The following is a 25,545-nucleotide window of genomic DNA, read 5'->3' on the forward strand; positions in this document are numbered from 1 at the left end:
TGGCCGAGGCCATTTCCAACTCGCGGTTGCAACGTCGCCTGACAAATCAACAAGCCCAGTGATTTTTATATTCAAATATTATACGGTGCATTCAATTGGGCCGTATTGTTCGCACATATCAAACTGTTCGGTCGGCCCGCCCAGCGCCCAAACATGGCCTGGCCGGTCACTTTTTCGTCCGGCCAATAGGGGCTGATCCAACACTATAGGGTCTAGCGTTGGGGTTTTCTGATTTTAATCGCGACGACGTTCAGGGGGGACAAGGCGTGCCAAAAGATCCAATTGAAAGCTCAACATCATTCGAACCAAACCAAGATGACCTGAAACTGATAAACGAGGTTCTACCCGCGCAGGACCCATCAGTCATTCATTCGAAATTCGAGTATTTTGAAGTTTCCGAAGACACAACGCTGCCCTCGCTCGGCATGTTTGTCGTGCTCGGCGGCGAGGTCCAGTTGCGGCAGGGTGACAACGTTCTGGCAACCGCAGATACCGGAGATTATTTCTACGAAGAGCATCTTGAGATCTACGACATTCCCGTCAGCCTCGAGGCGCACGCAATGCCCGGCACAAGGCTGGCCTATCTGTCCAGACATCAATGGTCCGCGATCCCAAAACATATCCGCGACGCCTGTTACGACACGCTTTTTGGCGATCTGGTCAGCGTCCATCTGCAAAACTATCAGCAGCCTATCAATTGCTGCAGCGTGACAGCTGCCGCTCTTAGTATGTCTGCGCTTGGCTTCAGCTACGAAGTCAACGACATCTTTCGCGAATGCGGTTTGCCGACGTCGTTTGTCGTGAATGACGGCATCTCTCTAGGCGAGCTGTACGACGTCGCCTGCACCTTTATCCACAGCCAGGGTCTGCGGGACGTGATCCAGGTTCAGGCCTATTTCATGGATGAGGCCACGACCTCGGCCGAGCTGCTGTCAGAGGCGATCGACGAATCCAACCGGTTGGGCGGAGACAACGACATCCTTGTGGCGAACTTTCAGGTCGGCGTTGCGCACGGCAAGGACAACATGCCCGGTGGTCACTTTGCGATCATCGCCAAATGCAATCGCAGCACCGGGTTGGTGCACATGATGGATGTGCACCCCGAAAAATACGGCAAGCTGTGGGTCACCACAATCGACCGGTTATGGGCCGGGATGTCCGACCGCGACGGGACCTCGATGCGGTCGCGCGGGATGCTGCGGTTCTCGGCACGCGAGGCTGTGAAAACGCATCTGCAAACGCTGAAACAAGACTGCAACTATGTCGACAGCACCCGCTATCTAGCCAAAGATCCAAAGAAGCGGCGCAACCTGTTCCGGCGTGCCAGCCCGAACATGAATTCGCTGGGCGTTTTGGCCGAAAGTCTGGCCATTCTTGGGGATGAGATCGTCGATGAAGACAAGCTTCTGTTCGCCACAGAGACCGATCTGAGCGATAAGCTCAGCCGGGTATCGACCGCCAAGGAAATGCACGATTTGGCGCAGCGCTATCTTGCCCAGTCACAAATCGAGCATTTGGGCAGCGCCTTCCGCAGCTATGCCCAACGCCCGGTGGAGGATCATAGCACCCCTGAGGAATGGTTCTGCGACCGGTTGCGCGGGTTGAACAAGGCGCACGACCGGCACTTGATGATCAACATCGATTTCAACCGCGTGCTTGGGTTCGAAGTCATCCGTCCACCAGCAAACGTGTACCGCGAAACAGCCCTGCTGGAAGAATTCTGGTGCTTGTGCATCGCCTATGACGAAGAGACTGATCTTGTGACTGTGGTGGACATGAGCCCGGCAACCTCACAGGTCTGGCAAGCACCACGGGAAAACATCTTTCGTGGCTTGCGCGACCTGAAGGACCCGGCGCTTTTGGTGATCGAAGAGCGCGAGCCACCCGAAGACCCCAGCGACGTGGCCACCATCGTCAAGAACAACGCGATTGTTTTGTTCTATGCCGACGAAGATCCGTGGTCTTACATGCTGCGCAGTATCCTTGCCAATATCGGCATCACGACGATCAAGCTGATCGACGTCGAAGGGCATGGTGCCAATGTCATGAAGATGCGGCGACAACTCACCGCGATGACAGGCAAGGAAACCGTCCCTTATCTGTTTTTCCAAGGTGAGTGTCTGGGTCGCCGAAACGACATCGTGGACAGCATACTCAAAGGCCATTTTCAGAAACGGGTATTCGAAGCCGGACTGCCGGTCCTGCTGCGTCATCAGTCCCCCAGTCTGGACAACAATATCTTTGGCTACCCCAAAGGTGGACTGACTGAACCGCCCAGCGAAAAGCGTAATGTGCTGCTGTGTGCCTGTGGATCTTCTGCAGCCGACAAGGTACCGCAACTGGTCAAAAAGATCACCGCAGCGGGCCACAACGTAAAGCTCATCCCTTCCGTTTCAGCCGAGAAGTTCTTTCGCGATATCGAGATCGAAAAGGGTGTCGAGATTGAAAGGGGGTATGAGCCCGAAAAGGTCGAGGACTACATCTCGCACAACGACTATTACCGCGATGACGACGAATGGAACTTTCGTTACACCAAGTTCGGAATGCCTCTGCGCGCCTCGCATCTTGCGCTGTGTGACTGGGCCGATTGCGTGATCGTGGCCCCTGTGACGTGCAACACGATGGGCAAGATCGCCAACGGAATCGCCGATAACCTGCTGACCTCGGTCTTTGTCGCGTGGCAGTACAGGAACAAGCCCGCCATCCTTTGCCCCGCGTGCAACACCAATATGTGGAACAACGTCACAACCCAGCGGAACGTCGAAAAACTGCGCGATCTGGGCGTCGATCTGGTCGGCCCCCGCAAGGGGCGGTTGTCAAACGGCATGATGGGGATCGGCATGATGGCCACCCCGGACCAGATCATGGAAGTGCTTGACGAAGCGTTCGAAGAACTGGCGGACCAGGAACACAACATCTGCAAATGGGCGCAGGAGGCCGCCGCATCTGACGACTTTGCGCAGTGGCGCCGCGTGTTCGACGCTGTCGACAAGGGCATGGCCGGGATCGACATCGTTGACGACCACAATGGCGACACGCTGCTGCACTATGCGGCGGGCGGCGAAGGTGAGTTGCACGAGAACGGGAAGGGTCTTGGAAAACCCGACCTGGAGGCCGCGCAGGAACTGATAAACCGCGGTATCAACGTAAATGCGACCAACGACCATGGATTTACCAGCCTGCATGTGGCGGTGATGAACAACTCGGTCGAGATGGTGAAAACCCTGCTGGGCGCGGAAGGCATTGATGCGAGCGGCTGCATTCACTTTTTGCAAAACCCCAAGAACGCAATGGATGTCCGGGAGGCAAACATCTCGGACGACGTGCTCGGGATGCTGAGTGACTGGGCCAACACCCACACCCTGACCGAGATCGAAGAAGAGGACGAAGACGAACTGGTCGATGATCGGGAACGCACCTACCTCTATTTCACTTACGGCTCATTGAAGAAGGGCTTTCCCAACCACGAGGCCCATGCCGAGGTTTTGGACGATTTTGTGGGTGAGGCCGTGACCCGGCAACGCATGCCCCTGATCGTCCCGCACGAGCCGCATTGTGACAATCCGAACTGCGGTTTCCTGCACCGGATGGCCACGTTGGTCGACCAGAAAGGACGCGGCAAACCGATCCGTGGTGAGGTGTATCGGGTGACATCCTCTGGGTTGAAAGAACTGGACCAGCTCGAAGGTTACCACGGGCCCGGATCGCCCGAGAATGTCTATGTCCGCAAGCGGATCAACGTTCTGATCGACGGCGTGAAAAAGCCCGCCTATGCCTATGTGATCGCGCACCCCACCAAGTATCTGGACCAATGGGAGGCAGGAACGTCCGGAATTGTCGCGGAATACACTTTGGACATGGCCACAGGGACGCCAAAACCGGGCTTCCAGCCGCCTAGTGCCTGACCTGAACAATAACCTCATCCTCAGGGCCGTCCTTGAGGCTGAGGTTGTAGGCCGTGATGATCACCATGCACAAAAGGACAAACGGCCAGAACGAAGCCTTGGGGATCAGGTTGTCCTTGTAGTGGATGAACCACAAGGACGGCACCGCCTCGGAGGCGAACAGATAGGTGTTCACTGAAACTGCCAACAGCAGGAAGTACATCAGGAAAAAGAACGACTCCATATAGATCACCGGTGATCCAGCGAAGCCCTCACGCAGTTGTACATGCGCCAGAAGGATCACAAAAAACAGGACCGAACACGTACCGATGACGCTGGATGTGCTGAAATCGTGCCGCTCAACCAGTTCGGGGCGGCGGGTGACGATCATGACGGCCCCGAACAGCAACATCGTCACCACGATCAGCGGAATCATGTGGACGATGAAGGCATTCGCAAAGTTTCGCTTGATGACGAAGTTGTAGTGCAACTCGGGCAGGTTGGTCTGATATTCATTCTCACCGATTCCAAGCGTCGTATCCAGATCGGATAGTCGATAGTCGAAATAGGTATTCTCACGCTCCCACGTGCCCATCACGATCCGATTGTCGATGCCAAAGATATCGTCCGGCCCCGTGGCTGGATAAGCGGAAAGGTCGGGGATTAGAGCCACATTCTTGTCAAATCTGCTCGGCCAGAAGCGGACCCAGACGGTTTTGTGGTCAAAGGGATAGCTGGTGTAGTCAAAGGTCTGGCGCAGGGTCTGTTCAAAGTACCAACCGATCAGTTCAGATCCACTCTGGTCGATCCGATAGGCCTCTTCGATCAGACCATTCGCGGCATCTGCGGCTTCGGGCAGGATGAACCCAACATCGCCCTCGGCCGGTTTGATGGCGTCGTGTACCCCGTCCTCGTAGTGCTGCCAGATATAGCCGCTGATGTGGACGTCGCTGGCCCCGGTGAAACTAAAGGACTTGATGAAAATACCCGTTCTGACCTGATGCTCCGGCAGGCTTGGGAGGTCATTCAGGTATGTGTCGACCGACGCCTGATCCGGCAGCTGCGTAGGGTCTTCCTCGAAATGGTTCAAGTCGATCCATAGCTTGATCAGCAGAAGGGCCAGACCCAGCGTGATGGCACCAGAGATCAACCAGACTTTCTTTTCGATACTCATTCAGCCCTCGCCCGTCTAATCCAACCGCCCGACCAGCGACTGAGTGATGCCGAGGTCCTGAAAACCGGCCTTCAATGCATCGAACCCTTCATGGGACGCCAGTGGAATGCCCCAGCCCCCGCATTCTGCCAGTGTTCGAGCCTGTTGGATTGACAAATTCACCATCGGAAGGGGTTCGTCCGCCGTGAACTTGGCTAGAGCATCCGCATATCGCGTCGCCTCATCCCAGTCCTGTCGCGCCAGCATAACGGCGCTGGCATCCGTGTAGAAATGCAAGTGACTGTGCCCAACACAGCCCTCAGCGATGATCTCTTCGCCCAGTTTAAGGTGGCGATCCTGCGCCTCTGGGTCTGTTTCAGCCATCGCCAAGGCCGACAGCGCCTTTGGTCCCACGAAATTCCGCCCGTGTTCCAGTGCAATATCCACGGCGCGGCGGCCGGTTTCGCGGGCCGCTTCGATCTGGCCGGCATAGACTTGCGTACGGGCGAGATGTTCTAACGCCTGGGCCTCAAGACGCTTGGCCCCGACACGGTGGGCGATCTCTGCTGAAACCGAGAACGTGTCCAAAGCCTGATCCAACTCGCCCAGGAACGTATGCGCCACCCCCAGGCAGGTTTGCGCCACACATTCCGGCACAAAGGCGAAGTACTTTTGCGAGACCTCAATAGCCTCCTGCGCATCCTTTTTGCCCTGCGCCACATCGCCGGTATAGCTACGGGCAACGCTGAGGTTATGAAGGTTCGCGGCCAAATCCCGAACCAAACCCTTTTCCCGCGCCCGCTCAACGGCCTGCGTGTAGAACCCTGTGGCCGTTTGCATCGTGGCATTCATGAAATTTGCATCGCCAAATCCGCTGAGTGCACCGACCTCAAGACGCGCGGATTCTAGCTTTCTGGCCAGTGTTAAAGCCTTTTCATTGCTCTCAAGCGCCTTTTTCACCTGCCCAAGCGGGAAGTAAACATTGCCGCGGACATAGTTGATCTGGGCAATGTCACGATCGGATCCGCAGCGTTCAGCGGCGGCCTCGGCGATATCGAGGCTTTCCAGAGCCTCTTGGTACAGGCTGGCCTGCCGTGCGGCTTGCGCCAGCCCGATATGCACCCGACAGACCTGCTCATCCGTATCCGCCAGTTCGGCGGCTTCCTTGAACTCGCGCAACGCATCATCGGACAGGCCCTGCAACCGGTGCGTCTCGCCCCGGGCACAAAGCAGATCAAACCGCACCCCGGCTGGGGAAGGCAGTTCCAGCGCCCGTTCTATCAGCGGGCTGGCGTCGTCGAACTGAAATGCAAGGATCAGCTTGTCGGCGGCCTCCAGATAAGCCTGCGCCGCATTATTCGCGCCCGCACGGTCCAGATGTTGCGCGCGCAGAGTGGCGTCTCGATCTTCAAACCATTTTGCGGCCTGACGATGCAGCCGGGCGCGTTCGGATTTCACCAGTGTCGCGTATGAACCATCGCGGATCAGCGCGTGGGCAAACATCAGATCGGCACCGGCCTCTCGGATCAGGGCCGAACGGATCAGGGTCGAAGTGTCCAGATGCCCTTCGCCCAAAAGGAAATTCAGCACCTCGGGCGAGAACCGCTGACCAAGGACCGAGGCCGCCTGAATCGCCGCTCGGCTGGCCCTGTCCAGAGAATCCAGTCGAGACTGAACAATACCCTGTATGCTGCCCGGAACAGATTCCTGCTTCAGAACGTCGATGTTGCGCAGCAATTGTTCAAGAAACAGCGGATTGCCCCCGGCGCGTTTGACGCAGGTGTCCAACAATTCCGGATCGATACCCGTGAACTCTTCGACCAGTTTTCGGGCCTGTTCGTCCCCCATGGGCGCCAGTTCTAACTTGGAAATTAGCGCGCCGTCCGTCGCCATCTGCCATTCACGGTTGATTGGATCACCCTCAACCCGGCTGGTCATCAACAAAACGCAAGGCAGATCGCGCGTCATCGCGGCGATATGCGCACAAGCGGTCAGGATTTCAGGCGAAGCCCAATGGATGTCCTCAATCTGTATCAACAGCGGGGCTTCTGCGCTGCGGGCTGTGATCAACTCATCGATGACCTGTCGTCGCCCGCGCAGGCGGGTGGCATTGTCCATCACCGCATAAACCTCGGCCAGACCGGGGTCTTGCTCCAACTCCAGCAAGGCGTTCAGGTGACCCGCGTTGGCTGCCGAGACCCAGCCCTTGGTGATAGCGTCCGCGGCGACCGAGGCGCAGGTGGCGGCATTGTCCGTAGGCTCTAGCCCCAGAATGCTGCGCGCCACGGATTGAATGGCAGAATGCCCCTCGCGCGTGCCGAAATCCATGACGACGCCGTTGTGAATAGAATAGGACAGGCTGTCCGCCAGTTCGGCCACCTGTTCGGACAGATGGGTTTTACCTATGCCCGGCTCGCCAAGAACGATATGGACCTCACCCTTGCCGTGACGCTGACAACGGTCGAAGGTGGCCGAGAACAAGGACAGCTCTCGCTCGCGCCCTACAAAGCGATGCCGGCGCGACCGGATGTTGCGCGCCATGCGGTCCAAGCGCCACAGCTCAACCGGGGTACTCAGCCCTTTGATCGCCTTTTCGCCCATGGATTCGCCAACAAAAAGCGGCCCTAACGCACGCTGAATGTCGTGTGAGACCAAAACCTCACCCGGCGCGGCCATGTCGGTGATGCGCGAGGCGAGGTTCACGCCGTCGCCCGTAACGGTGTATTCGGTGTGCGCCTCGCTGCCTGTCGTACTGGCGATTACCTGCCCCGAGGCAAGCCCGATATGGCAGGAGAGCGGAGGGTTCAGGCTGGGCAGTACCGCATGAATTTCCAACGCCGCCCGTGCCGCGCGTTCGGTATCGTTTGTGTGTGAAATGGGCGCGCCAAACACGGCCATCACCGCGTCGCCGATATGTTTGTCGATCCGCCCGCCATATTTCTCGACCACATGATCGACCTTGGCAAAAAAGCCGTTGAGCAGCGCGTGCATGTCCTCGGCATCCAACTCGCTTGTCAGGCGGGTAAACCCAGTCAGATCGGCGAACATGACCGTGACCTGCCGCTTGGCGGGTTCAAGCGGGGTGTCGGGTTCATAGGGTTGAACGGTTTCGAATGTCTCAAGTTCAGAAATCGCGCGCAGCAATCTGCGGCGGTCTCCGACGGCAGTCACACCGATTTCGATCAGATCTTCGCCCGTCAGATCGGGCAAAATTGCGAAATCAATTTTATTATCCAAAAAGGCTTGCGCGTAGTCAGATAGTCCAAGTGCGCTTAGCCAGTCCCTAAGGTCCTGAGACATGTCGCCCCTCTGAAGCCCCCAACTCCAGACACAGACGTAGCACAACAGACCCGCATGAGTCTGCAAAGTTTGAATATTTTAATGTTTATGCACACCCAATTGCCCGAATGAGGGGCAATTGGGTCTTTAGCATCAGGCCTCGGCTTCCAATCCGTCGGTCGACAGATCGTCTAGCTTCGGCATCAGGCGTAGAAGCTCGGCCGTGTATTCCGTTTGAGGATTCGCAAACAACGCGTTGGTTTCTTGCAGCTCAACCACCTTGCCCTGCTTCATCACGGCCACGCGGTCGCACATCTGGCGCACCACCGGCAGGTCGTGGCTGATGAACAACAAGGTCAGGCCCAGATGTTCCTGCAGGTCTTTCAGGATGTTCAGAATCTGCGCCTGAATCGACACGTCCAACGCGCTGGTCGGCTCGTCGCAGATCAGGAAGCGTGGCTGCGTTGCCAGTGCGCGCGCGATCGAAATCCGCTGCCGCTGACCGCCCGAAAACTCGTGCGGGTATTTCAGGCCAGCTTCATGCCCGAGCCCCACCTGATCCAACAGTTCATCCACGCGCCGCTTGATATCGGACCCATCCATCAGCTTGTGATGGCGGATCGGCTCGGCCACGATTTCATCCACCCGCATGCGCGGGTTCAACGAAGAATAAGGATCCTGAAAGATCATCTGGATGCTCTTGCGATAGGCATCCAGAGCGGCCTTGTTGGTCAGGTCGCTGACGGTCTGGCCCTCAAATGTGATCGTGCCACCATCCACCGGGTACAAACCGGCGATCATACGCGCGATCGTCGACTTGCCCGACCCGGACTCGCCCACAACGCCGAACACTTCGCTCGCGCGAATGTCAAAGCTGACGTCATCAACGGCGGTGAAAAAGGTGCGGTCCCACGGCAGCAGGCCTTTGCGCTGCAGGAACTTCTTGGTCAGGTTGCGGATTTCAAACACCGGTTTGCTGGTGTCATTGTCCACTTTGGGCCAATGGCGCGCCATGTCGTCGATGGCAAACCGGGTCTCGCGGCCGCCATAGCTGATCTGCGGGAAGCGGTGCAGTTTCAGTGTCGGGCGCGGCACGGCGGCGATCAGAGACTTGGTGTATTCGTGGCTAGGCTGCCCCATCACTTGCGAGGTCGGACCGGTTTCAACCACCTTACCCGCGTACATGACGGTCACCTTGTCGGTGGTATCCGCGATTACACCCATGTCGTGGGTGATCAGGATGACGCCAACCTGACGCTCCTGCGCCAGTTCCTTGATCAGATCAAGAATCTGTGCCTGAACCGACACGTCCAGCGCAGTGGTCGGTTCGTCCGCAATGATCACATCCGGCTCGGTACACAGCGCCAGCGCGATCACCACACGCTGCCGCATCCCGCCCGAGAACTGGTGGGGATACTGATCCAGCCGCGTGTCCGGGTCAGGAATGCCGACCCGGTCGATCAGGTCGCGGGCACGCTTGTTCGCCTCGGCATCGGATCCACCCAGATGGGCCTGGATCGTCTCAACCAGTTGCTCACGCACGGTGAACAGAGGGTTCAGCGATGTCAGCGGGTCCTGAAAGATCATCGAGATCTTTTTGCCGCGCAGACCGCGCATTGCGTTGACGTCCAGTCCACTGATCTGGTCCCCGCGCAGTTTGATCGTGCCGCTGGCAATTCGGCCAGGCCGATCCAGCAGACCCATGATGGCTGCACCAATGGTGGATTTACCCGCACCGGATTCACCCACCAGTCCGTGGATTTCGCCCGGCTCAACGGACAGGTCCACATGGTCCACAGCGGTAAACAATTTGCGGCGCGTCGGGAATTCGACCGTCAGGTCGTTGATCGTAAGTAGGCTCATGAAATCACCGCAGCTTGGGGTTCAGCGCATCGCGCAGCCAGTCGCCCAGCAGGTTGACCGAAAGGGCCAGCGCCAGAAGGGTGCAGGCCGGGAAGAAGAGGATCCACCACTCACCCGAGAACAGGAAGCCCTGCCCGATGCGGATCAGTGTGCCCAGTGACGGTTGCGTCGGAGGCGCACCCACGCCCAGAAAGCTGAGCGTCGCCTCGGCGATGATCGCCAGCGCCAGCGAGATCGTGGCGATCACCAGAACCGGGCTGAGAACGTTGGGCAGGATGTGACGGAACATGATCGGGAACGAACCGCGCCCGATCAGGCGCGCGGCCTGAACGTATTCCTTGTTCTTTTCCACCAGCGCTGCGCCGCGCACGACGCGGGCAAACTGCACCCAGTCGGACAATGCGATCGCGATGATCAGAACATAGATCGCCATCTCGTCGCGGTATTCCGGCGGGGTGACACCCTTGGCGATACCAAAAATCAGCATCGCAACAAGGATCGCAGGGAAGGTCAGCTGCACATCCGCAACCCGCATGATCAGTGTCTCAATCCAGCCCCCGAAATAGGCGGCAACTAGCCCCAGGACGATTCCGATGATCAACGCCAGCAGCACTGCCGATACACCGACAAACAGCGATATGCGCATACCGTACAGGATGGTCGAGAAAACATCTCGTCCCTGATCGTCTGTACCCAGCAGGAACGTGTCCTGCGTAAAGGCATTGGGCGTTCCCGGCGGTGTAAAGCCGTTCATCAGGTTCAGCGACGACGGGTCGAACGGGTTATATGGCGCGATAAGAGGCGCGAAAATGGCAGACAGCACCAGGATCAGCACAACCAGAGACGCGATCACCGCGACCGGCGAATGCCGGAATGACCAGGCAAAATCGCTGTCCCAGAACTTGGAAAAACGCGACTTGGTGGGGGCGGAAGGGGTTTCGATAGTATCGGTCATGTGGCCCTCGCGTCGACACGCAGGCGCGGGTCAATGGCATAGTAGAGAAGATCGACGATCAGGTTGATCGTCACGAACATGACCGAAATCAGCATCAGATAGGCGGCCATGACGGGGATATCGACGAACTGGATCGCGTTGATGAACAGCAGACCGACGCCCGGCCACTGGAACACCGTCTCGGTGATGATGGCGAAGGCGATGATCGAGCCCAACTGCAGACCCGTAATCGTGATCACCGGAACCATGGTGTTTTTCAACGCGTGGCGGAAGTTGATCACCCGATCCGACAACCCACGGGCGCGGGCGAACCGGACGTAATCGGCACGCAGAACCTCAAGCATTTCCGAGCGCACCAGCCGCATGATCAGCGTCATCTGATACAGACCCAGCGTAATCGCAGGCAGGATCAGCGCCTTGAGACCGGAAGTCGTCAAGAAGCCGGTGGACCAGTTGCCAATCATAACGGTCTCTCCCCTCCCGAAGCTGGGTAAGAGGTCCAATTCAACCGAGAAGATGTAGATAAGTAATATCCCGATCAGGAAGGTCGGCAGAGACACCCCGATCAGCGAAACGGTCATGATTATATTCGCAGCGACCCCTTGTCGTCGGATGGCTGTGAATACGCCCAAAGCGATACCCATCGTGATGGCCAGAAATCCCGAGACAAACGCCAGTTCCAACGTGGCTGGCGCGCGTTCGGCGATAATCGTCGAGACCGGACGTCCCTGACGATACGACACGCCAAAATTGCCTTGAACGGCCTCTTTCAGGAATTTGTAGTACTGAACCGGAATCGGCTGATCCAGCCCCAGTTCAGCGCGCAGCCGGTCGATATCGGCTTGCGTGCGTTCCTGACCCAGCATGTTGTCGATCGGGTCGCCAACAAACCGGAACATAGAAAATGCGACCAGACCCACGACCAGCAGTACGATCACGGATTGGAACATCCTTCGGACGATATATGCGAACATTCACTTTCCCCATTGATCCGCCTCTCTATGCACGCACTGACCAAATGGTCAAGCAATCGCCATAAATACAGCAATAGGTCTAGGCCATTTCCCGACGTCAGGCCCGACGTCGCCCTGAAATGGTTGGGATTGGCCTGATCCGGTTGGGTCGGGCCAATCCTTTAGCGGCTTATTCAGTTCACCGTTACCCAGCGCAACAGGAAGAAATTGTCAGGGCGCTGCGTCAGCTCGATATTGCTGCGCGTGCCCCAGACCAGTGGCTGCACGTACATCGGAACATAGACCTGTTCGTCCTGAATGATCTGGGTCACTTCATCCAGCATGGCCTGACGCTTGGCCTGATCCAGTTCGGATTGAATGGCTGGAAGCAACTCGTCTACACGCGCGTTCGAGAACCCACCGAAGTTCCAGCTACCCAGTTTTTTCTCTTCGTTTGGCGTCGCGACCAAAAAGCGAACGGGATGTTCGGCGTCAAAGGTACCCGGGCTCCAGCCCAGCAGGTACATGTCGTAGTTATCCTCGCGCAGCTCGGGCCAGTAGTTGCGCACCGGCATCGCATCCAGTTCCGCCGTGATCCCGATCTGTGCCAGCATGCTAACGACAGCCTGACAGACAGCCTCGTCATTCAGATAACGGTCATTGGGGCATTTCAGCCCGAACGAGAACCCGTCCGCATATCCAGCTTCGGCCAGCAGAGCTTTGGCGGCTTCGACATCAAATGCCGGGCGTTCTGCATTCGCTTCCGAGTATCCGCTCATTGCGGGGCTGACCAGCTGAGACGCCGCTTCGGCATTGCCGCGCATGATGGTGGCCAGAATCGCATCCACATTTACCGCCTGCGCGACGGCTTTGCGCACGCGCGGGTCGCGGAAGGGGTTCGGCTTGCCCGCATCGTCGGTGTATTTCAGCGTCTCAGCCTCGTGGTCAAAGCCCAGCATGATGACGCGCGCCTCGATCCCCTGAATGACTTCTACATCGGCGTCTTCCTGCAGTCGCGCGACATCCTGGATTGGCACCGGATTGATCATGTCCACATCACCGGACAATAGCGCCGCGACCGCGGTGGCCGGGTTCTGGATCGGGTTGAATTCGGCACGGGTGATGTTGTGCTCGGCCTCTCCCCACCAGCCCTCGAACGGTTCCAGCACGGTTTTCAGACCCGGCTCGCGCGCGGTGACCCTGAAAGCGCCGGTGCCATTGGCGTTGACCGTGGCATAGTTACCGGTCTCTTTGTCCGGCACCGCAGCGTCATTCGCCTCGGTCCAGCCCTGATCCATGATCATCCAGTTGGCAATCGAAGACGGGAACAGCGGGTTTGGTGCGGTCATCATGAAATCAACGGTGTAGTCATCGACCACGATGACCTCGCTGACCGGGGCAAACCAACTGCGGGTATCGGCCGCCTCGCCCGAGGCGCGCTGATAACTGAACAGAACATCCTGCGCATCAAAGGTGCTGCCGTCGTGGAACGTCACGCCCTCGCGCAGATTGAACCGCCAGCCGTCGCCCTCGCCGATCGGCTCCCAGCTGACGGCCAGTGCGGGTTGGACGCTCATATCCTTGTCGCGACGGACAAGACCTTCGTAGACGTTGTTGAGGAACCCCAGAACCGGGGCCGAGTTGACCGCGTGCGGGTCCATGGTTTGCGGGTCGGTGGTCGAGGCCCATTTGAAGTCTGCGGCCTGAACGCTGGTGGCAGTCAGCATCGCAAGGCCAATGGCGCTGTTCCTGAGGATCATTGTTATGTCTCCCTGTTTCTGGGGCCGAGTTTTCTTGGTTTTTGCCGTGTGCGCAAGGAAATCTCAGGTCGCAACAAAAAACAGGGCGCGAAAATCGCGCCCTGTCTGATCGTCAAAAGTTTTGACTTACTGCATGGTGAAGTATTTGACCTTCGGCTGGTCTTCAGCGTCCACTTCGATGCCAACACCGTCAGCCATGCCCCAGTTCAGAACCTGGTGGTGAATGGGGATGTACAGTGCTTCGTCCTGCACGACACGCCAGATGTCGGCGATGTCCGCGTTCCGGGCGTCCAGGTCAGTGTTCGAGGCAAGCGACTTGATCTTCGCGTCCAGCGCATCGTCCTGATAGCCGGTGCCGTTCCAAGTGCCGATATCGTCTTCGCGACCATGGACAAGGAAGTTGAAGATGTATTCCGAGTCATAAGTCGGAACACCCCAACCCAGCATGTAGAAGTCAGTCTTGCTGTCGGTGATCAGCGGGAAGTGCTGTGCCTTAGGCTTGGCATCCAGATTCACGGTCACGCCAATCTGGCCCAGCATGCCAACGGCTGCCTGACAGATCGCTTCGTCGTTGATGTAGCGATCGTTCGGGCAGTCCAGACGCAGCGAGAAGCCATCTGCATACCCGGCCTCAGCCATCAGCTCTTTGGCCTTTTCCAGATCGGTGGAGGACTCGCCGTCCATCGCTTCGGTCCAGCCGTTCACGAAGGGCGGTGCGATCATGCCAGCAGGCTGCGACTGGCCGCGCATCACGACCTGTTTGATCGCATCACGGTTGATCGCCATCGACATCGCCTGACGCACGCGCACATCGGCCAGAGGGTTCTTGCCGTCCACGTTGTCCGCTTCGATGTCATCTGAACCCTGGTTCATACCAAAGAAGATCACACGGTTCTGCGGGGCTTGCTTGACCATCAGGCCATCGGCGCCATCGACACGCTCGATGTCTTGCACCGGCATATCCTGCAGGAAGTTCACCTCGCCCGACAGCATCGCCGCAACGCGGGTCGCAGCGTTCTGGATGGGGGTATAGACAATCTCTGTCACTTCCATTGGGAACTGGTCGATGCCCCAATAGTTGTCGTTGCGCACCATCACGGTTTTAACGTCAGGCTCGCGGCTCTGGAGGATGTAAGGGCCAGTACCGTTGGCGTTGGTGGTGGCATAAGTGATCTCGCCACCCTCGAAATCCTGCACATTGACAGTGTTGTTTGCCTCGGCCCAACCCTTGTCCAGGATGAACAGGTTGGTCAGGTTCGACGGCAGGATCGGGTTCGGACCGTCTGTCACGATCTCGACGGTATAGTCGTCAACCGCACGCACTTCAGTGATCGAGCCGATCAGCTCTTTCATGTCGGAATTCGGTTGCTTGGCACGTTCAAAGCTGAACACCACATCTTCGGCATTGAAATCCGCGCCGTCGTGGAACTTGACGCCCTCACGCAGTTTGAAAACCCAAACGTTCGGATCATCGGCCTTGGGACCCCACTCGGTCGCCAGCGCAGGTTCAAACGCACCCGTTACGTCGCGGATGATCAGCGGCTCGTACATCTGGTGGCGAATGGTGTGTGACGGACCTTCGTTTTGCGAGTGCGGATCCAGTGTCAGAGCATCACCAGCCCGCGCCCAACGCAGGGTTTCAGCCGATGCGGCACCCGCCATCAGTGCAGTCGCGCTGGCAGCGATCATCAGGTTCTTAAGGATCATTATAGTCTCCCCATTTTCGTTAATACCGTTCCTGGAACGGCAGACCGTTTTCGACGGTCTTGGTGGTTGCCGATCATCCAGATGATTTCGGCAGTTGCAACACCAGATTGTGAACTATCCGCAATTCCGATCAATTTCGACAAGCCGAGGCACAGCGCGAGTCCAATTTAGAGACTAAACGCCCCTAGTGCAGGATGACCGAACGTTGATGCGGGTCATCTGGGAATACGCGCCCGGACTGAACACATTGAAAGATATGCCGGAACACCAACCCCGCTTCACCGCCCGGCGAAACCGCGCCAAAATATTTGTGCCCGGTCGGCGTGTCATATCGGGTGTTGATGTCGTCACAATCCACCTGGAAGACATTATGGGGCGTCCGGTCGATATTCTCGGGGCCTGTGTGGCCCAAACGGCGCGAGGCCACCTTGTTCTTCAGGTTTGCTGCCTTGCTAGCCCGCAAAGCCAGATCGTCCGAGGCGAAATAGACGACCACATTACGCGAGGCATGGCTGACCAATACGCCTTGCTCGTGTTCATGCACAGTTTCATTGACCACATCCGCCGCGACCATGAATGTATTGCGGAACAGCAACGGCACGCCCGACGCCAGATCGTACCGATCCCATTCGATCAGCGTCTGACGCAGAACCCGGTTGCCCATCGAATGCGCAAGCAGATTGATCCGCTTCAGGCAGGGTGCGGTTTCGGGCTCGTTATCATCACTGTTGCGCCATTCCAGAAAGCGTTCCAGCACACGGGCAAAGGAAAACCCGCTTTGATCCGCGGATTTCTGGTCGTCCCAGTACTTTTGCACAATCCCCTGTTTGGCGTCACTGGGCCAGATCAGCGGCAGCACCATGACCTCGCCCGGGTTGGCCTGATCACATAAACGCTGCAATTCTGCTGTCGTCTGAAACACATCCTCGGGCAAATTGTTAAACCCGTGCAGGTAGAGCATGACCTGCCGGCAGTCACTGTCCCGAACGCGGCGCAACAGCTCTTTGCTGGTGATCTCGGTGTGATGTTCATCGTGTCCTTTCTCACAATAGAATACCGAGTTCGATGGCGCGTTGTTGTCCAGATCAAAGGTGAACCGACGACCTTTGCGAGTGCGGATACTTTGGGTGGGAAACCTGTTGGTAGTAAAAAGCATGAATAGGCCCTCCTGTTGGGGATGACGAAAGCCTAGCAAGCCTCTTGTGACCTGTCAGCATCGGCAACTAAGCCCGCGCCAGGAACGCGAATGTTCGCCGCGCAGCGATCATTTCTGCTCGTTTGGCTAATGCTGCACTCCATTCCTTTCAGCATTTCGCCTGAATTATGTTAAAAGCGCCTACTTCCGTAGCACGAGTTATGACATTGAAATGACGAAGCTAAGAATTTGAAGCTAATTTTATTCAAAGCGCTTGACTGGAACTTAACTCCGCAACTAAACGGTTAACGAGTCCTGACTGCAATTCTTGCGTGTTAAAATTCGATAGTACCTAGGGTCTTTTCCACCAATGTTTGATTTTAATTTTTCTGACGGGGACTCATCGGAATCCGCCGTCCAACGCCCTTCCTCCCCTGGCGCTGCGCATGGTGTTTTTTTCAGCATCGCAAAGCGCGTGTTTGACCTTTTGGTCAGCGTAGTTTTCCTGCTGCCGCTTGCTGTCTTGTGTGGAATTGTCCTGCTGATCCTAAATCCTATTTGGAACAAGGGGCCGCTGTTCTTTGCTCAGGAACGTATGGGACGGAATTGCAAACCGTTCATAGCTTACAAGTTCCGTTCTATGCGCCCGGCACCCAAGATCGAACGTAGCGCCGATTGCCCACTGGAAGAAGACAGGATCACGCCTCTGGGCCGCTTCCTGCGCAAGACCCGCCTTGATGAATTGCCACAAATCATCAATGTTTTCAAAGGTGAGATGAGCTTGGTCGGGCCTCGCCCCGACTATATCGAACATGCGCGCAAGTATCTGTCCGAAATTCCGGGATATCAGGAACGGCATGACGTGCGCCCGGGCATCAGTGGATGGGCGCAGGTCGAGCTGGGATACATTGAAGGCACGAATGCAACTCGCCGGAAAGTACAAGCGGACCTCTACTATATTGCAAATTCTGGTCCGGCCATGGAGGCACGAATTGTCTGGCGCACAGTCTCCGTAATGTTGCGCCGCGGTGGTGCGTGATCCGTTTTTCTTGCGGCTTAGTTTCTTTTTGAAACTTAGCCGAAACTGGTCCGCCGTATTATGTAAAAAGTTTAAACTCCAATGCGATCCGGGCGCAGTGATTCCTTGAACTTGGTTTTGTTCCGCGAGGCTTTGTCTGACTACACACGGTGCGAGATATTCTCATCTTGTTCAATCTATGATTGATTATTCTTTACTCTTTCCGCTTTAGCGTTTTTCTTTGATTGTATTTTGAGCACAGAGTTGAAAGAAACGTTTTTTGGTTTGAATTGGTGCGGGACGTTTTTCAGGAAAGCATCTAGGTGATCGCGGCAAAAATGCGGCGAAAGTGACGTGAAGATTCGAGCAGTGACACACCGGCGAACGGGCCTTTTGGCCCTGGTTTGCGCATTGGCGACGGGCCTTGCACAGGCGCAGTCTGTGTCGACCTACGGCACCCCCGGCCTGATCGAGATCCCGACCGCTGAGATGTTCGATGATGGCGAGCTGGTTTTCACCGCAGCGGGGCTGAGGAACACTGGTCGGGCGACGATGACCTTTCAGCTGCTGCCCTGGGTTCATGGCAGTTTCCGCTATTCCGTTCTGAACGACTTCCAGGGGCCCGGCGCTACGCTGTATGACCGCAGCTTTGATGTCCACTTCCGGTTGCGTGAAGAAAGCAGGAACGGCCCGGCCATCGTGATGGGCCTGCGCGACTTCGGCGGCACCGGTGTCTATGCGGCCGAGTATTTCGTGGCCACCAAGACCTTTCGCGACCGGTTCAAGCTGACCGGCGGCATCGGCTGGGGGCGCATGGCGGGTCGCGGGGCGTTCTCGAACCCGCTGGGCATCTTCGGCAGCCGGTTCGACACGCGACCGGCGTCAAACTCGAACGGTCAGGGCGGCGAGGTAGAGTTCGGCAACTGGTTCCGCGGCGACGCGGCCCTGTTTGGCGGGGCCAGTTGGCAGTATAATGACAGGCTGGCCTTCCTGGCCGAGTACTCGCCCGACCTGTACACACAGGAAAGCGACGGCGGCATTTTCAAGGTCAAGACTCCGATCAATGTCGGCGCGCAGTACCGGTTCAGGAACGGATCGCAGCTGACGGCGTCGCTTCTGTATGGCAACTCGCTGGGGCTGACCTACAGCTATTTCGTCGATCCGCGCAAAGCGGTGACGCCCGGCGGGCAGGGCTCTGCGCCGCCGCCCTTGCTGCCCCGGTCCCAGGTTGCCGCCGCAACGACCCCAGCCGACAGCGACGCAATCCGCACCCGGATGCAGTCGGCGCTGAACCAGGAGGGACTGCGGCTGGTCTACCTGTCCGAGACCGGCGACACGGTCCGCATCGGGGTCGAGAACAACCGCTATGGTCAGGCGGCGCAGGCCCTGGGTCGCACCGCGCGGGTGCTGGCCAATGAACAGCCGCCCCAGGCCGAGCATTTCGACATCGCGCTGATGTCGAACGGCGTGCCGCTGAGCGCGGTGCGCGTCAATCGTGACGACCTGTACGATCTGGAACACGACCCCGACAACACCTGGCGCAGCTTTGCCCGGGCCCAGATCTCGGACACGCTGCCGCTGGTGCAGGGCGGCGTTCTGACCGATGCCTTCCCGCATTTTTCCTACAGCTTCGGGCCCTACCTGAACTTTTCCTTCTTCGACCCCGACGACCCGCTGCGCTACGAGGTGGGTGTGGCGCTGGAGCTGGATTACACCGTCACGCCGGGCCTGACCTTTTCGACCGGGCTGCGCCAGCCGATCCTCAGCACATTGGACGACAGCACCCGGCCCTCGGATTCGACCCTGCCGCGGGTGCGCTCGGACTGGAACATCTATGCCCGCGAATCCAACCTGCGGATCGAACATATGACCGGCGAGTATATGTGGCGGCCGGGCGAGAACCTTTATGCCCGCACCACGCTGGGCTATCTCGAGACCATGTTCGGCGGGCTGTCGACCGAGCTGTTGTGGTATCCCACCAACAGCCGTCTGGCCCTTGGGGCCGAGGCCAACTATGTGGTCCAGCGTGACTTTGACGTGCTGTTCGGCCTTCAGGATTACAACGTCTTCACCGGGCATGTCTCGGCCTATTACGATCTGCCGGGCGACTATCACGCGCAGGTCGATGTCGGGCGTTATCTGGCGGGCGATTATGGCGCCACTTTCACCCTGGACCGCGAGTTCAACAACGGCTTCAAGGTGGGCGCGTTCTTTACCCTGACCAATGTCAGCTCGGAAGAGTTCGGCGAGGGCTCGTTCGACAAGGGCATCCGGCTGGAAATCCCCATCTCGTGGATGACCGGACGCCCGTCGCGCAACAAGATCGCGCAGACCATCCGCCCCGTCCTGCGTGATGGCGGCGCACGGCTGAACGTGCGCAACCGGCTGTATGGCGTCACCCGCGAGGCGCGCGCGCAGGATCTGTCGCGCAGCTGGGCGAGGTTCTGGCGATGAAGATTTTGCGCACCGCCCTGCTGGCCCTGGTCCTGGTCTCCTGCGGTGAGGCGCAGGACGATGTCGACCTGCTCAGGGGCACGCTGTTTCCCAACACGCCGCGGTTCAACCCGCGCGCCGAGGCGCTGGCTGCCCGCCGCCCGATCCCGCCCCGGCTTGAGGTCGGCTTTCCCAGCCGCGATCTGGCCGGCGTCATGCTGCTTGAGACCGAGCGCGCCGGGGTGCAGACCTGGCTGACCGCAGACGGGGCCACCATCACGCTGGAACGTGGCCTGCTGACCTCGGCCCTTGGCTTTGGCGATGGCATGATGGGCTCGGATGTCCGTCAGAGCGCGGCGCTGATCCTGGGCCCTGGCGCGGGCCGGGCCGAGCGGTTCCACAGCTTTCTCAACGGCGATGACGAGATCGAACTGCGCGCCTATGACTGCCAGATCACCTCGCTGGGCCCCGAGACCGTTCTGTTGCGCGGCACCCCTGTCGCCACGGAAAAACGGCAAGAGGACTGCTTCGGGGTGGCAGATCGCTTTACCAACGTTTACTGGGTGCGCCAAAGCACCGGACGCATCGTCCAGTCCTCGCAATGGACCGGTGAGTTCCTGGGGAATATGTTCATAAAGGATGTGCCCGATGACCGTTAAGACGTCGAACCATGAAGACCGCATCATACGCCGGATCCCGCTGTTTCTCGGGGCGCTGGCGCTGAGTGCCCTGGTCGCCGGATGCTCGACCATCTATCGCAGCTCATCGGTCACCGCCGGGGTGTCGGACGCCGGCAAGGTCCGCGTCGTGTCCGTGACCCCCGAGACCGTGCGGGTCGCCAACCGCTCGCCCTATGCACCCAAAACCCTGCCATCGGTCTTTGCGCAATCCGCCGGCTCGGGCTCGTCCACCAGCCTGCGCGGCACCGGCCCCCTGCCCGAGGCCCCCTCGACCCAGGACGGATCGCGCGCGCGCCTGCAGCTGGACCCGCCGCCGCAGGTCAATCCGGGGCCGTATACCATCGGCATCGGCGACGTGCTGGTGCTGTCGACCCCATCAACGCAAGGCACCGCCGGAGAGCTATCGGGCCTGCTGGCCGCGCAGAACAGCCGCAACGGCTATACCGTGCAGGATGACGGGTCGATCAACATCCCCGATGTCGGGCGCGTCCGCCTGGTCGGCCTGACCGTGGACGAGGCCGAGGCCATCCTGTTCCAGCGCCTGGTCGAGAACCAGATCGACCCCACCTTCAGCCTCGAGATCGCCGAGTTCAACTCGCGCCGCGTCTCGGTCGGCGGCGCCGTCGGCCAGCCCGGCGTGCAACCCATCACCCTGACCCAACTGACCCTGGGCGAGGCGCTGTCGGCCGCCGGATCCGTCTCGGTCAGCGATATCGACAACTCTTCGGTCCGCCTCTACCGCGACGGGCAGGTCTATCAGATCCCGCTGGAAGACCTCTATTCGCGCACCGAGTTGCAGAACCTCAACCTGATCGCCGATGACTCGGTCTTTGTCGACACCGACTATGACCTGGACCGCGCCGAGCGCTACTTTGCCCAGCAGATCGCCCTGCGCGAGACCGTGCTGGAAGGCCGCCAGACCGCCCTGCAGGAACTGAACACAGCCGTCTCCCTGCGCCGCGACGATCTGGATGAACGTCGCAACAACTTCGTCCAGTCGATCGAGCTGGACGCTGTCGACCGCGACTATGTCTACCTGTCCGGCGAAGTGCGCACCCAAGGCCGCTATGCCCTGCCGTTCAACCAGACCGCGACACTCGCCGACGCGCTGTTCGACACCGGCGGCGGCATCGCAAAGGAAACCGGCGACGCATCCGAAGTCTACGTCCTGCGCGCCTCAGACGACGCCCGCGAATTCGGCGCCGTCACCGCATGGCACCTCGATATCCGAAACGCCGCACAACTCACCCTCGCAGCCCAGTTCCAACTGCGCAGCAACGACATCATCTTCATCGCAGAAAACCCCGTCACAAAATGGGGCAGAACAATCTCGCAAATCACACCATCCCTCATAACAACACCAATCAACGCTGCCGTGAACTAAATGCCAAAAGGCTGGTCGCAGGGACATGAGAAGTAATAGCACGAATGCCTTCAAAACAGGGATATTTTGAAGAAGACTGCGGTTTGCGGTATCGGCAACGTTGGTCCGTCCCATGCTGTTTTTTCGGCGCTAAAGCCCGAACCAATTATGCGAGTGTTTTAGTAATCTGAGCACCCAGCATCGTGTCAATTTCAACCGGTTCAGCGTCAGATTTAGATAGATCTGCGCAAAGCCTTAATGTGTCAGCAACCAATGCAGACAAATTGGCTTTGCGATGTGCAATCTCGGCACGCAGTTCCTCAGTCTGAGGCAGAGCGCCAGTGCCCCTTACAACCCGGTCAACCCATACGTTACTTTGAAGTGCACGAGTAAAATTACCAGAACTCAAAAATCCCGAATGTTGATGGGCAAACGATAGTGTATCTGCGGCCCTAAGGCGATCGAGCAATCAGAAACGCTGACGGAGCGCGTTTCCATAGTCCAGCTAAAGGCGAAACGTGCCCGGTGTGCTGATGATGTGATGAGTTGTGGATATCCGGGGCAATCGAGCGGATGTATTGTATTTGAGCTTTGGAAGGCGCATCCCCACTGATTTGCACTAGTTCGAAGCGCCGCACAACTGAATTGCTTCAGGCAAAAATTGTCCCTTGAAATGACCGATATTTTCTCAGGCTTTTAGATGGCAAGGTGGTGCAATGTCCGCGCGGGAAAGTGGATGCACAAACGGCTGCCGTCGGCAAGGATGGGTGCTTCCAGTTTATGGCCAAAGAAATGGTTGAACAGCCCGCTGTGTGGATCAAGGCAGCAAATTATTACCTGGAACATGCGGACGGACACCAGCTGTTGTCGTCCGTCGACTTCGAACAGTTCAACTGGGTGGTCATGCTGGCCTGTGGAACGGCCGTTTTGGCTTGGTTGGCAGCGAAATGCTGGTTCGAGCAAATCGCCTGACTGCCAGTCGAAGTCGATTTCGCGTCAGAGTTTTGGTACCGCGAACCTCCGATCTCGGACGCACACTGGCTGTTTTGTCAGCCAGTCCGGCGAGAGGGCCGACACGTTGGCTGCTCTGCGCTATTGCGCCGGCAGGGTCGGCAAGGTGGTGTTGCTGCTAAATGCACCCGAGTGCGCGCGAAAGCGATCTGGCTCTGAACATTCTGGCAGGCCCGGAAATCGGCCTGGTATCGACCAAGGCCTTCACCTGCCAATCACTGGTTCTGGCGGCCATAGCGCTTGAAGCCTCTCGCGCCTTGTCGATGGCATTTTGGACCAATCGGCGTTCAACCAAAGTCATGATTTCCTCGGAAATCGAGTTTGATGCGGGAAAAATGGCGGATACCAATTCCTGCAACCGGAATACCAGCTTTGTGACCTTTTCAGTCATGCTAACTGTCAGCAAAAAATCTGGTCAGTCTTTACGTGTGTCACTGAATTCGCAGTTTGGGATGGTTGGTCGGTAGGTGGAAGCACGGATCAGAAGTGCGATTTAACCGAAAACCCTGCCCCATCAGCGCTGAATGCTGTGGGGCAGGGGGTTTTAGGCTGTGCCCATGATCGTTTCCAATGAGTCGTGTTCTGCAACGAAGTGATCGGGCTTAACCTCGCTCAGTTGCGGCACGTAGCTTGTATCCCCGGACGCCAGACGGCTTGGCAGGAATCGCAGCGCAGCCTTCGGATCCATCGGAGATGGCAGTTCACCCGGCAGCTTCAGGCGCGTTCGGCTGCGTTCTACATCCGGGTCCGGGATCGGAACGGCTGAGATCAGCGATTTGGTGTAAGGATGGATCGGATCGGAACAGATCACCTCACCATCGCCCAGCTCTACAATCCTGCCGAGATACAGAACCATGATCCGGTTTGACACTGCCCGCACGACCGACAGGTCGTGGCTGATGAAGATCATCGACAAACCAAACTCCTGCTGCAATTCGCGCAGCAGCTCTACGATCTGTGCTTGTATCGAGACGTCCAAAGCGGACACTGCCTCGTCACAGATGATGAGCTTGGGTTTGTTGATCATGGCCCGCGCGATGCCGACGCGCTGGTTTTGCCCGCCCGAAAGCTCATGCGGGTAGCGGTTGATCATGTTGGCTTTCAGACCGACCCGTTCCATCATTGCTGCGACCATGTCTTTGCGTTCACGGTCGGTCAGGTCGGGGCGATAGGTTTTCAGCGGTTCCGCGATTGACGCCGAGATGGTCATCCGTGGATCAAGGCTGGCAAGAGGGTCCTGGAACACGATTTGCAAGTCCTTTCGGTACTTGTTCAGTTCGCGTCGTTTCAGTCCGACGATGGGATGACCCAGCCAGCTGACGTTACCCGCGCTGGGTTCGATCAATTGCAAAACAGCCCGAGCCAAAGTGGACTTGCCGCAGCCCGACTCGCCCACAACACCCAGCGTTTCGCCCTTGCGAATATCGAAGCTGACGCCGTCAACGGCTTTCAAAGGGACTTTGTGCCCAAACAAACCGCCCGAAACATGGATCGGGAAATGAACCTTGACGTCGTCGACTTTCAGCAGGGGTTCTTCGATCTTTTCCAGAGCTTTAGGAGCATCACCGGCGTCGATCCGCGGCATCGCCTCAAGCAAGGTCCGCGTGTATTCGTGCTTGGGCGCGCGGAAGATTTCGCGAGTCTCGCCAGCTTCGACGAACTGACCAAGGCGCATGACCTGCACCCGGTCACACATGCGGGCGACAACGCCCATGTCATGGGTGATCAGGGCAATCGCGGTCCCTTCGTCCTTTTGCAGGCGCACCATCAGATCAAGGATGTCGGCTTGTACCGTAACGTCCAGCGCTGTCGTTGGTTCATCAGCGATCAAAAGCTTGGGGTTACATAGCATCGACATCGCGATCATGACCCGCTGGCGCATCCCACCCGACAATTCGTGGGGGTACTGGTCCAGACGTCGGTTGGCTTCGGGGATACGCACGCGATTCAGCCATTCCAGACACCGCGCCCGCGCGGCCGAGCCTTGCAGACCCTCGTGAACCTGCAGGACTTCGCGCATCTGTTGCCCGATCCGCAAATGCGGTGTCAGGGCCGTCAGCGGATCTTGAAAGATCATGCCCACGTCATCGCCGCGAATCTTGTTCAGCTTGTTGATCGGCAGGTTCAAGATTTCCTGGCCGTTCAGCATGGCAGAACCCATCGCGCGCCCGGCAGGAGGCAACAGGCCCATCGCTGCCATGAAGGTCTGGCTTTTGCCGGATCCACTTTCGCCCACGATGCCCAGGCATTCGCCTGGATTGATGTCGAAACTGATACCTTTGACAGCCTCAACCACTCCATCTGGGGTGTCGAACTGGACGCTCAGGTCCTTTACGGAAAACAGGCTCATA

General features: G+C 58.0%; 16 protein-coding genes. 7 read left to right on the forward strand and 9 right to left on the reverse strand.

Features of this window, described 5'->3' with window-relative positions; translation table 11 throughout:
- Positions 1 to 266 precede the first annotated feature (266 nt).
- On the forward strand, positions 267 to 3,905 hold the full coding sequence (locus ACR0MV_RS06060) for a flavoprotein (protein ID WP_480701358.1): 3,639 nt from the start codon (positions 267 to 269) through the stop codon (positions 3,903 to 3,905).
- Here the strand turns inward: ACR0MV_RS06060 and ACR0MV_RS06065 are convergent.
- The 8 genes from ACR0MV_RS06065 to ACR0MV_RS06100 all read right to left on the reverse strand — a co-directional run bounded on the left by ACR0MV_RS06065 (position 3,895) and on the right by ACR0MV_RS06100 (position 16,710).
- Positions 3,895 to 5,058: a hypothetical protein gene (locus tag ACR0MV_RS06065; protein ID WP_480701359.1), complete on the reverse strand. Its 1,164-nt coding sequence runs from the start codon at positions 5,056 to 5,058 to the stop codon at positions 3,895 to 3,897. The two genes, ACR0MV_RS06060 and ACR0MV_RS06065, sit on opposite strands and share 11 nt — an antisense overlap.
- 15 nt (positions 5,059 to 5,073) lie before the next feature.
- Complete coding sequence (locus ACR0MV_RS06070) at positions 5,074 to 8,337, reverse strand: adenylate/guanylate cyclase domain-containing protein (protein WP_170428670.1); 3,264 nt, start codon at positions 8,335 to 8,337, stop codon at positions 5,074 to 5,076.
- 132 nt (positions 8,338 to 8,469) lie between these two features.
- Complete coding sequence (locus tag ACR0MV_RS06075; RefSeq protein WP_480701361.1) at positions 8,470 to 10,179, reverse strand: ABC transporter ATP-binding protein; 1,710 nt, start codon at positions 10,177 to 10,179, stop codon at positions 8,470 to 8,472.
- A gap of 4 nt (positions 10,180 to 10,183) precedes the next feature.
- Positions 10,184 to 11,134 carry an ABC transporter permease gene (locus ACR0MV_RS06080; RefSeq protein ID WP_170428677.1) on the reverse strand — a complete coding sequence of 317 codons (951 nt, stop codon included), beginning with the start codon at positions 11,132 to 11,134 and terminating at the stop codon, positions 10,184 to 10,186.
- The gene (locus tag ACR0MV_RS06085; RefSeq protein ID WP_170428680.1) at positions 11,131 to 12,108 is read right to left on the reverse strand and encodes an ABC transporter permease; all 978 of its coding nucleotides are present in this window, start codon (positions 12,106 to 12,108) and stop codon (positions 11,131 to 11,133) included. The genes ACR0MV_RS06080 and ACR0MV_RS06085 overlap by 4 nt, the downstream gene beginning before the upstream one ends.
- Positions 12,109 to 12,281: 173 nt before the next feature.
- Positions 12,282 to 13,847, reverse strand: coding sequence for an ABC transporter substrate-binding protein (locus tag ACR0MV_RS06090; protein WP_170428683.1), 1,566 nt, complete (start codon positions 13,845 to 13,847; stop codon positions 12,282 to 12,284).
- Between the two features lie 126 nt (positions 13,848 to 13,973).
- Positions 13,974 to 15,554 carry an ABC transporter substrate-binding protein gene (locus ACR0MV_RS06095; RefSeq protein ID WP_480701363.1) on the reverse strand — a complete coding sequence of 527 codons (1,581 nt, stop codon included), beginning with the start codon at positions 15,552 to 15,554 and terminating at the stop codon, positions 13,974 to 13,976.
- Positions 15,555 to 15,738: 184 nt separating this feature from the next.
- Positions 15,739 to 16,710 (reverse strand): alpha/beta hydrolase, encoded by a 972-nt coding sequence (locus tag ACR0MV_RS06100; RefSeq protein WP_480701365.1) that lies wholly within the window; start codon positions 16,708 to 16,710, stop codon positions 15,739 to 15,741.
- Positions 16,711 to 17,164: 454 nt separating this feature from the next.
- Here ACR0MV_RS06100 and ACR0MV_RS06105 point away from each other — a divergent pair, with 454 nt between their 5' ends.
- The 6 genes from ACR0MV_RS06105 (at position 17,165) to ACR0MV_RS06130 (ending at position 23,661) form a co-directional block, all read left to right on the forward strand.
- Entirely contained in the window at positions 17,165 to 17,728 is a 564-nt protein-coding gene (locus tag ACR0MV_RS06105; RefSeq protein WP_480701367.1) for a sugar transferase, read from the forward strand.
- A gap of 348 nt (positions 17,729 to 18,076) precedes the next feature.
- Positions 18,077 to 20,161: a YjbH domain-containing protein gene (locus ACR0MV_RS06110; protein WP_480701369.1), complete on the forward strand. Its 2,085-nt coding sequence runs from the start codon at positions 18,077 to 18,079 to the stop codon at positions 20,159 to 20,161.
- Positions 20,158 to 20,799 (forward strand): YjbF family lipoprotein, encoded by a 642-nt coding sequence (locus ACR0MV_RS06115; protein ID WP_170429855.1) that lies wholly within the window; start codon positions 20,158 to 20,160, stop codon positions 20,797 to 20,799. The genes ACR0MV_RS06110 and ACR0MV_RS06115 overlap by 4 nt, the downstream gene beginning before the upstream one ends.
- Complete coding sequence (locus ACR0MV_RS06120; RefSeq protein ID WP_480701371.1) at positions 20,789 to 22,204, forward strand: polysaccharide biosynthesis/export family protein; 1,416 nt, start codon at positions 20,789 to 20,791, stop codon at positions 22,202 to 22,204. The genes ACR0MV_RS06115 and ACR0MV_RS06120 overlap by 11 nt, the downstream gene beginning before the upstream one ends.
- Positions 22,205 to 22,915: 711 nt before the next feature.
- On the forward strand, positions 22,916 to 23,155 hold the full coding sequence (locus ACR0MV_RS06125; protein WP_480701372.1) for a hypothetical protein: 240 nt from the start codon (positions 22,916 to 22,918) through the stop codon (positions 23,153 to 23,155).
- Between the two features lie 161 nt (positions 23,156 to 23,316).
- Entirely contained in the window at positions 23,317 to 23,661 is a 345-nt protein-coding gene (locus tag ACR0MV_RS06130; RefSeq protein ID WP_480701373.1) for a hypothetical protein, read from the forward strand.
- Positions 23,662 to 23,738: 77 nt separating this feature from the next.
- Here ACR0MV_RS06130 and ACR0MV_RS06135 read toward each other — a convergent pair whose 3' ends face one another.
- A complete protein-coding gene (locus ACR0MV_RS06135) occupies positions 23,739 to 25,544 on the reverse strand; it encodes an ABC transporter ATP-binding protein (protein ID WP_480701374.1) in 1,806 nt (601 codons plus the stop codon).
- Between the last annotated feature and the right edge of the window lies 1 nt (position 25,545).

The organism is Ruegeria sp. BC3 (assembly GCF_056539265.1).

Excerpts from the sequence above, each read along its gene's own strand:
- ACR0MV_RS06100 (WP_480701365.1), bottom strand. The coding sequence starts at position 16,710 with ATGCTTTTTACTACCAACAGGTTTCCCACCCAAAGTATCCGCACTCGC.
- ACR0MV_RS06090 (WP_170428683.1), bottom strand. The coding sequence starts at position 13,847 with ATGATCCTCAGGAACAGCGCCATTGGCCTTGCGATGCTGACTGCCACC.
- ACR0MV_RS06130 (WP_480701373.1), top strand. The coding sequence starts at position 23,317 with ATGCACCCGAGTGCGCGCGAAAGCGATCTGGCTCTGAACATTCTGGCA.
- ACR0MV_RS06070 (WP_170428670.1), bottom strand. The coding sequence starts at position 8,337 with ATGTCTCAGGACCTTAGGGACTGGCTAAGCGCACTTGGACTATCTGAC.
- ACR0MV_RS06115 (WP_170429855.1), top strand. The coding sequence starts at position 20,158 with ATGAAGATTTTGCGCACCGCCCTGCTGGCCCTGGTCCTGGTCTCCTGC.
- ACR0MV_RS06135 (WP_480701374.1), bottom strand. The coding sequence starts at position 25,544 with ATGAGCCTGTTTTCCGTAAAGGACCTGAGCGTCCAGTTCGACACCCCA.
- ACR0MV_RS06080 (WP_170428677.1), bottom strand. The coding sequence starts at position 11,134 with ATGACCGATACTATCGAAACCCCTTCCGCCCCCACCAAGTCGCGTTTT.
- ACR0MV_RS06065 (WP_480701359.1), bottom strand. The coding sequence starts at position 5,058 with ATGAGTATCGAAAAGAAAGTCTGGTTGATCTCTGGTGCCATCACGCTG.
- ACR0MV_RS06095 (WP_480701363.1), bottom strand. The coding sequence starts at position 15,554 with ATGATCCTTAAGAACCTGATGATCGCTGCCAGCGCGACTGCACTGATG.
- ACR0MV_RS06075 (WP_480701361.1), bottom strand. The coding sequence starts at position 10,179 with ATGAGCCTACTTACGATCAACGACCTGACGGTCGAATTCCCGACGCGC.
- ACR0MV_RS06120 (WP_480701371.1), top strand. The coding sequence starts at position 20,789 with ATGACCGTTAAGACGTCGAACCATGAAGACCGCATCATACGCCGGATC.
- ACR0MV_RS06085 (WP_170428680.1), bottom strand. The coding sequence starts at position 12,108 with ATGTTCGCATATATCGTCCGAAGGATGTTCCAATCCGTGATCGTACTG.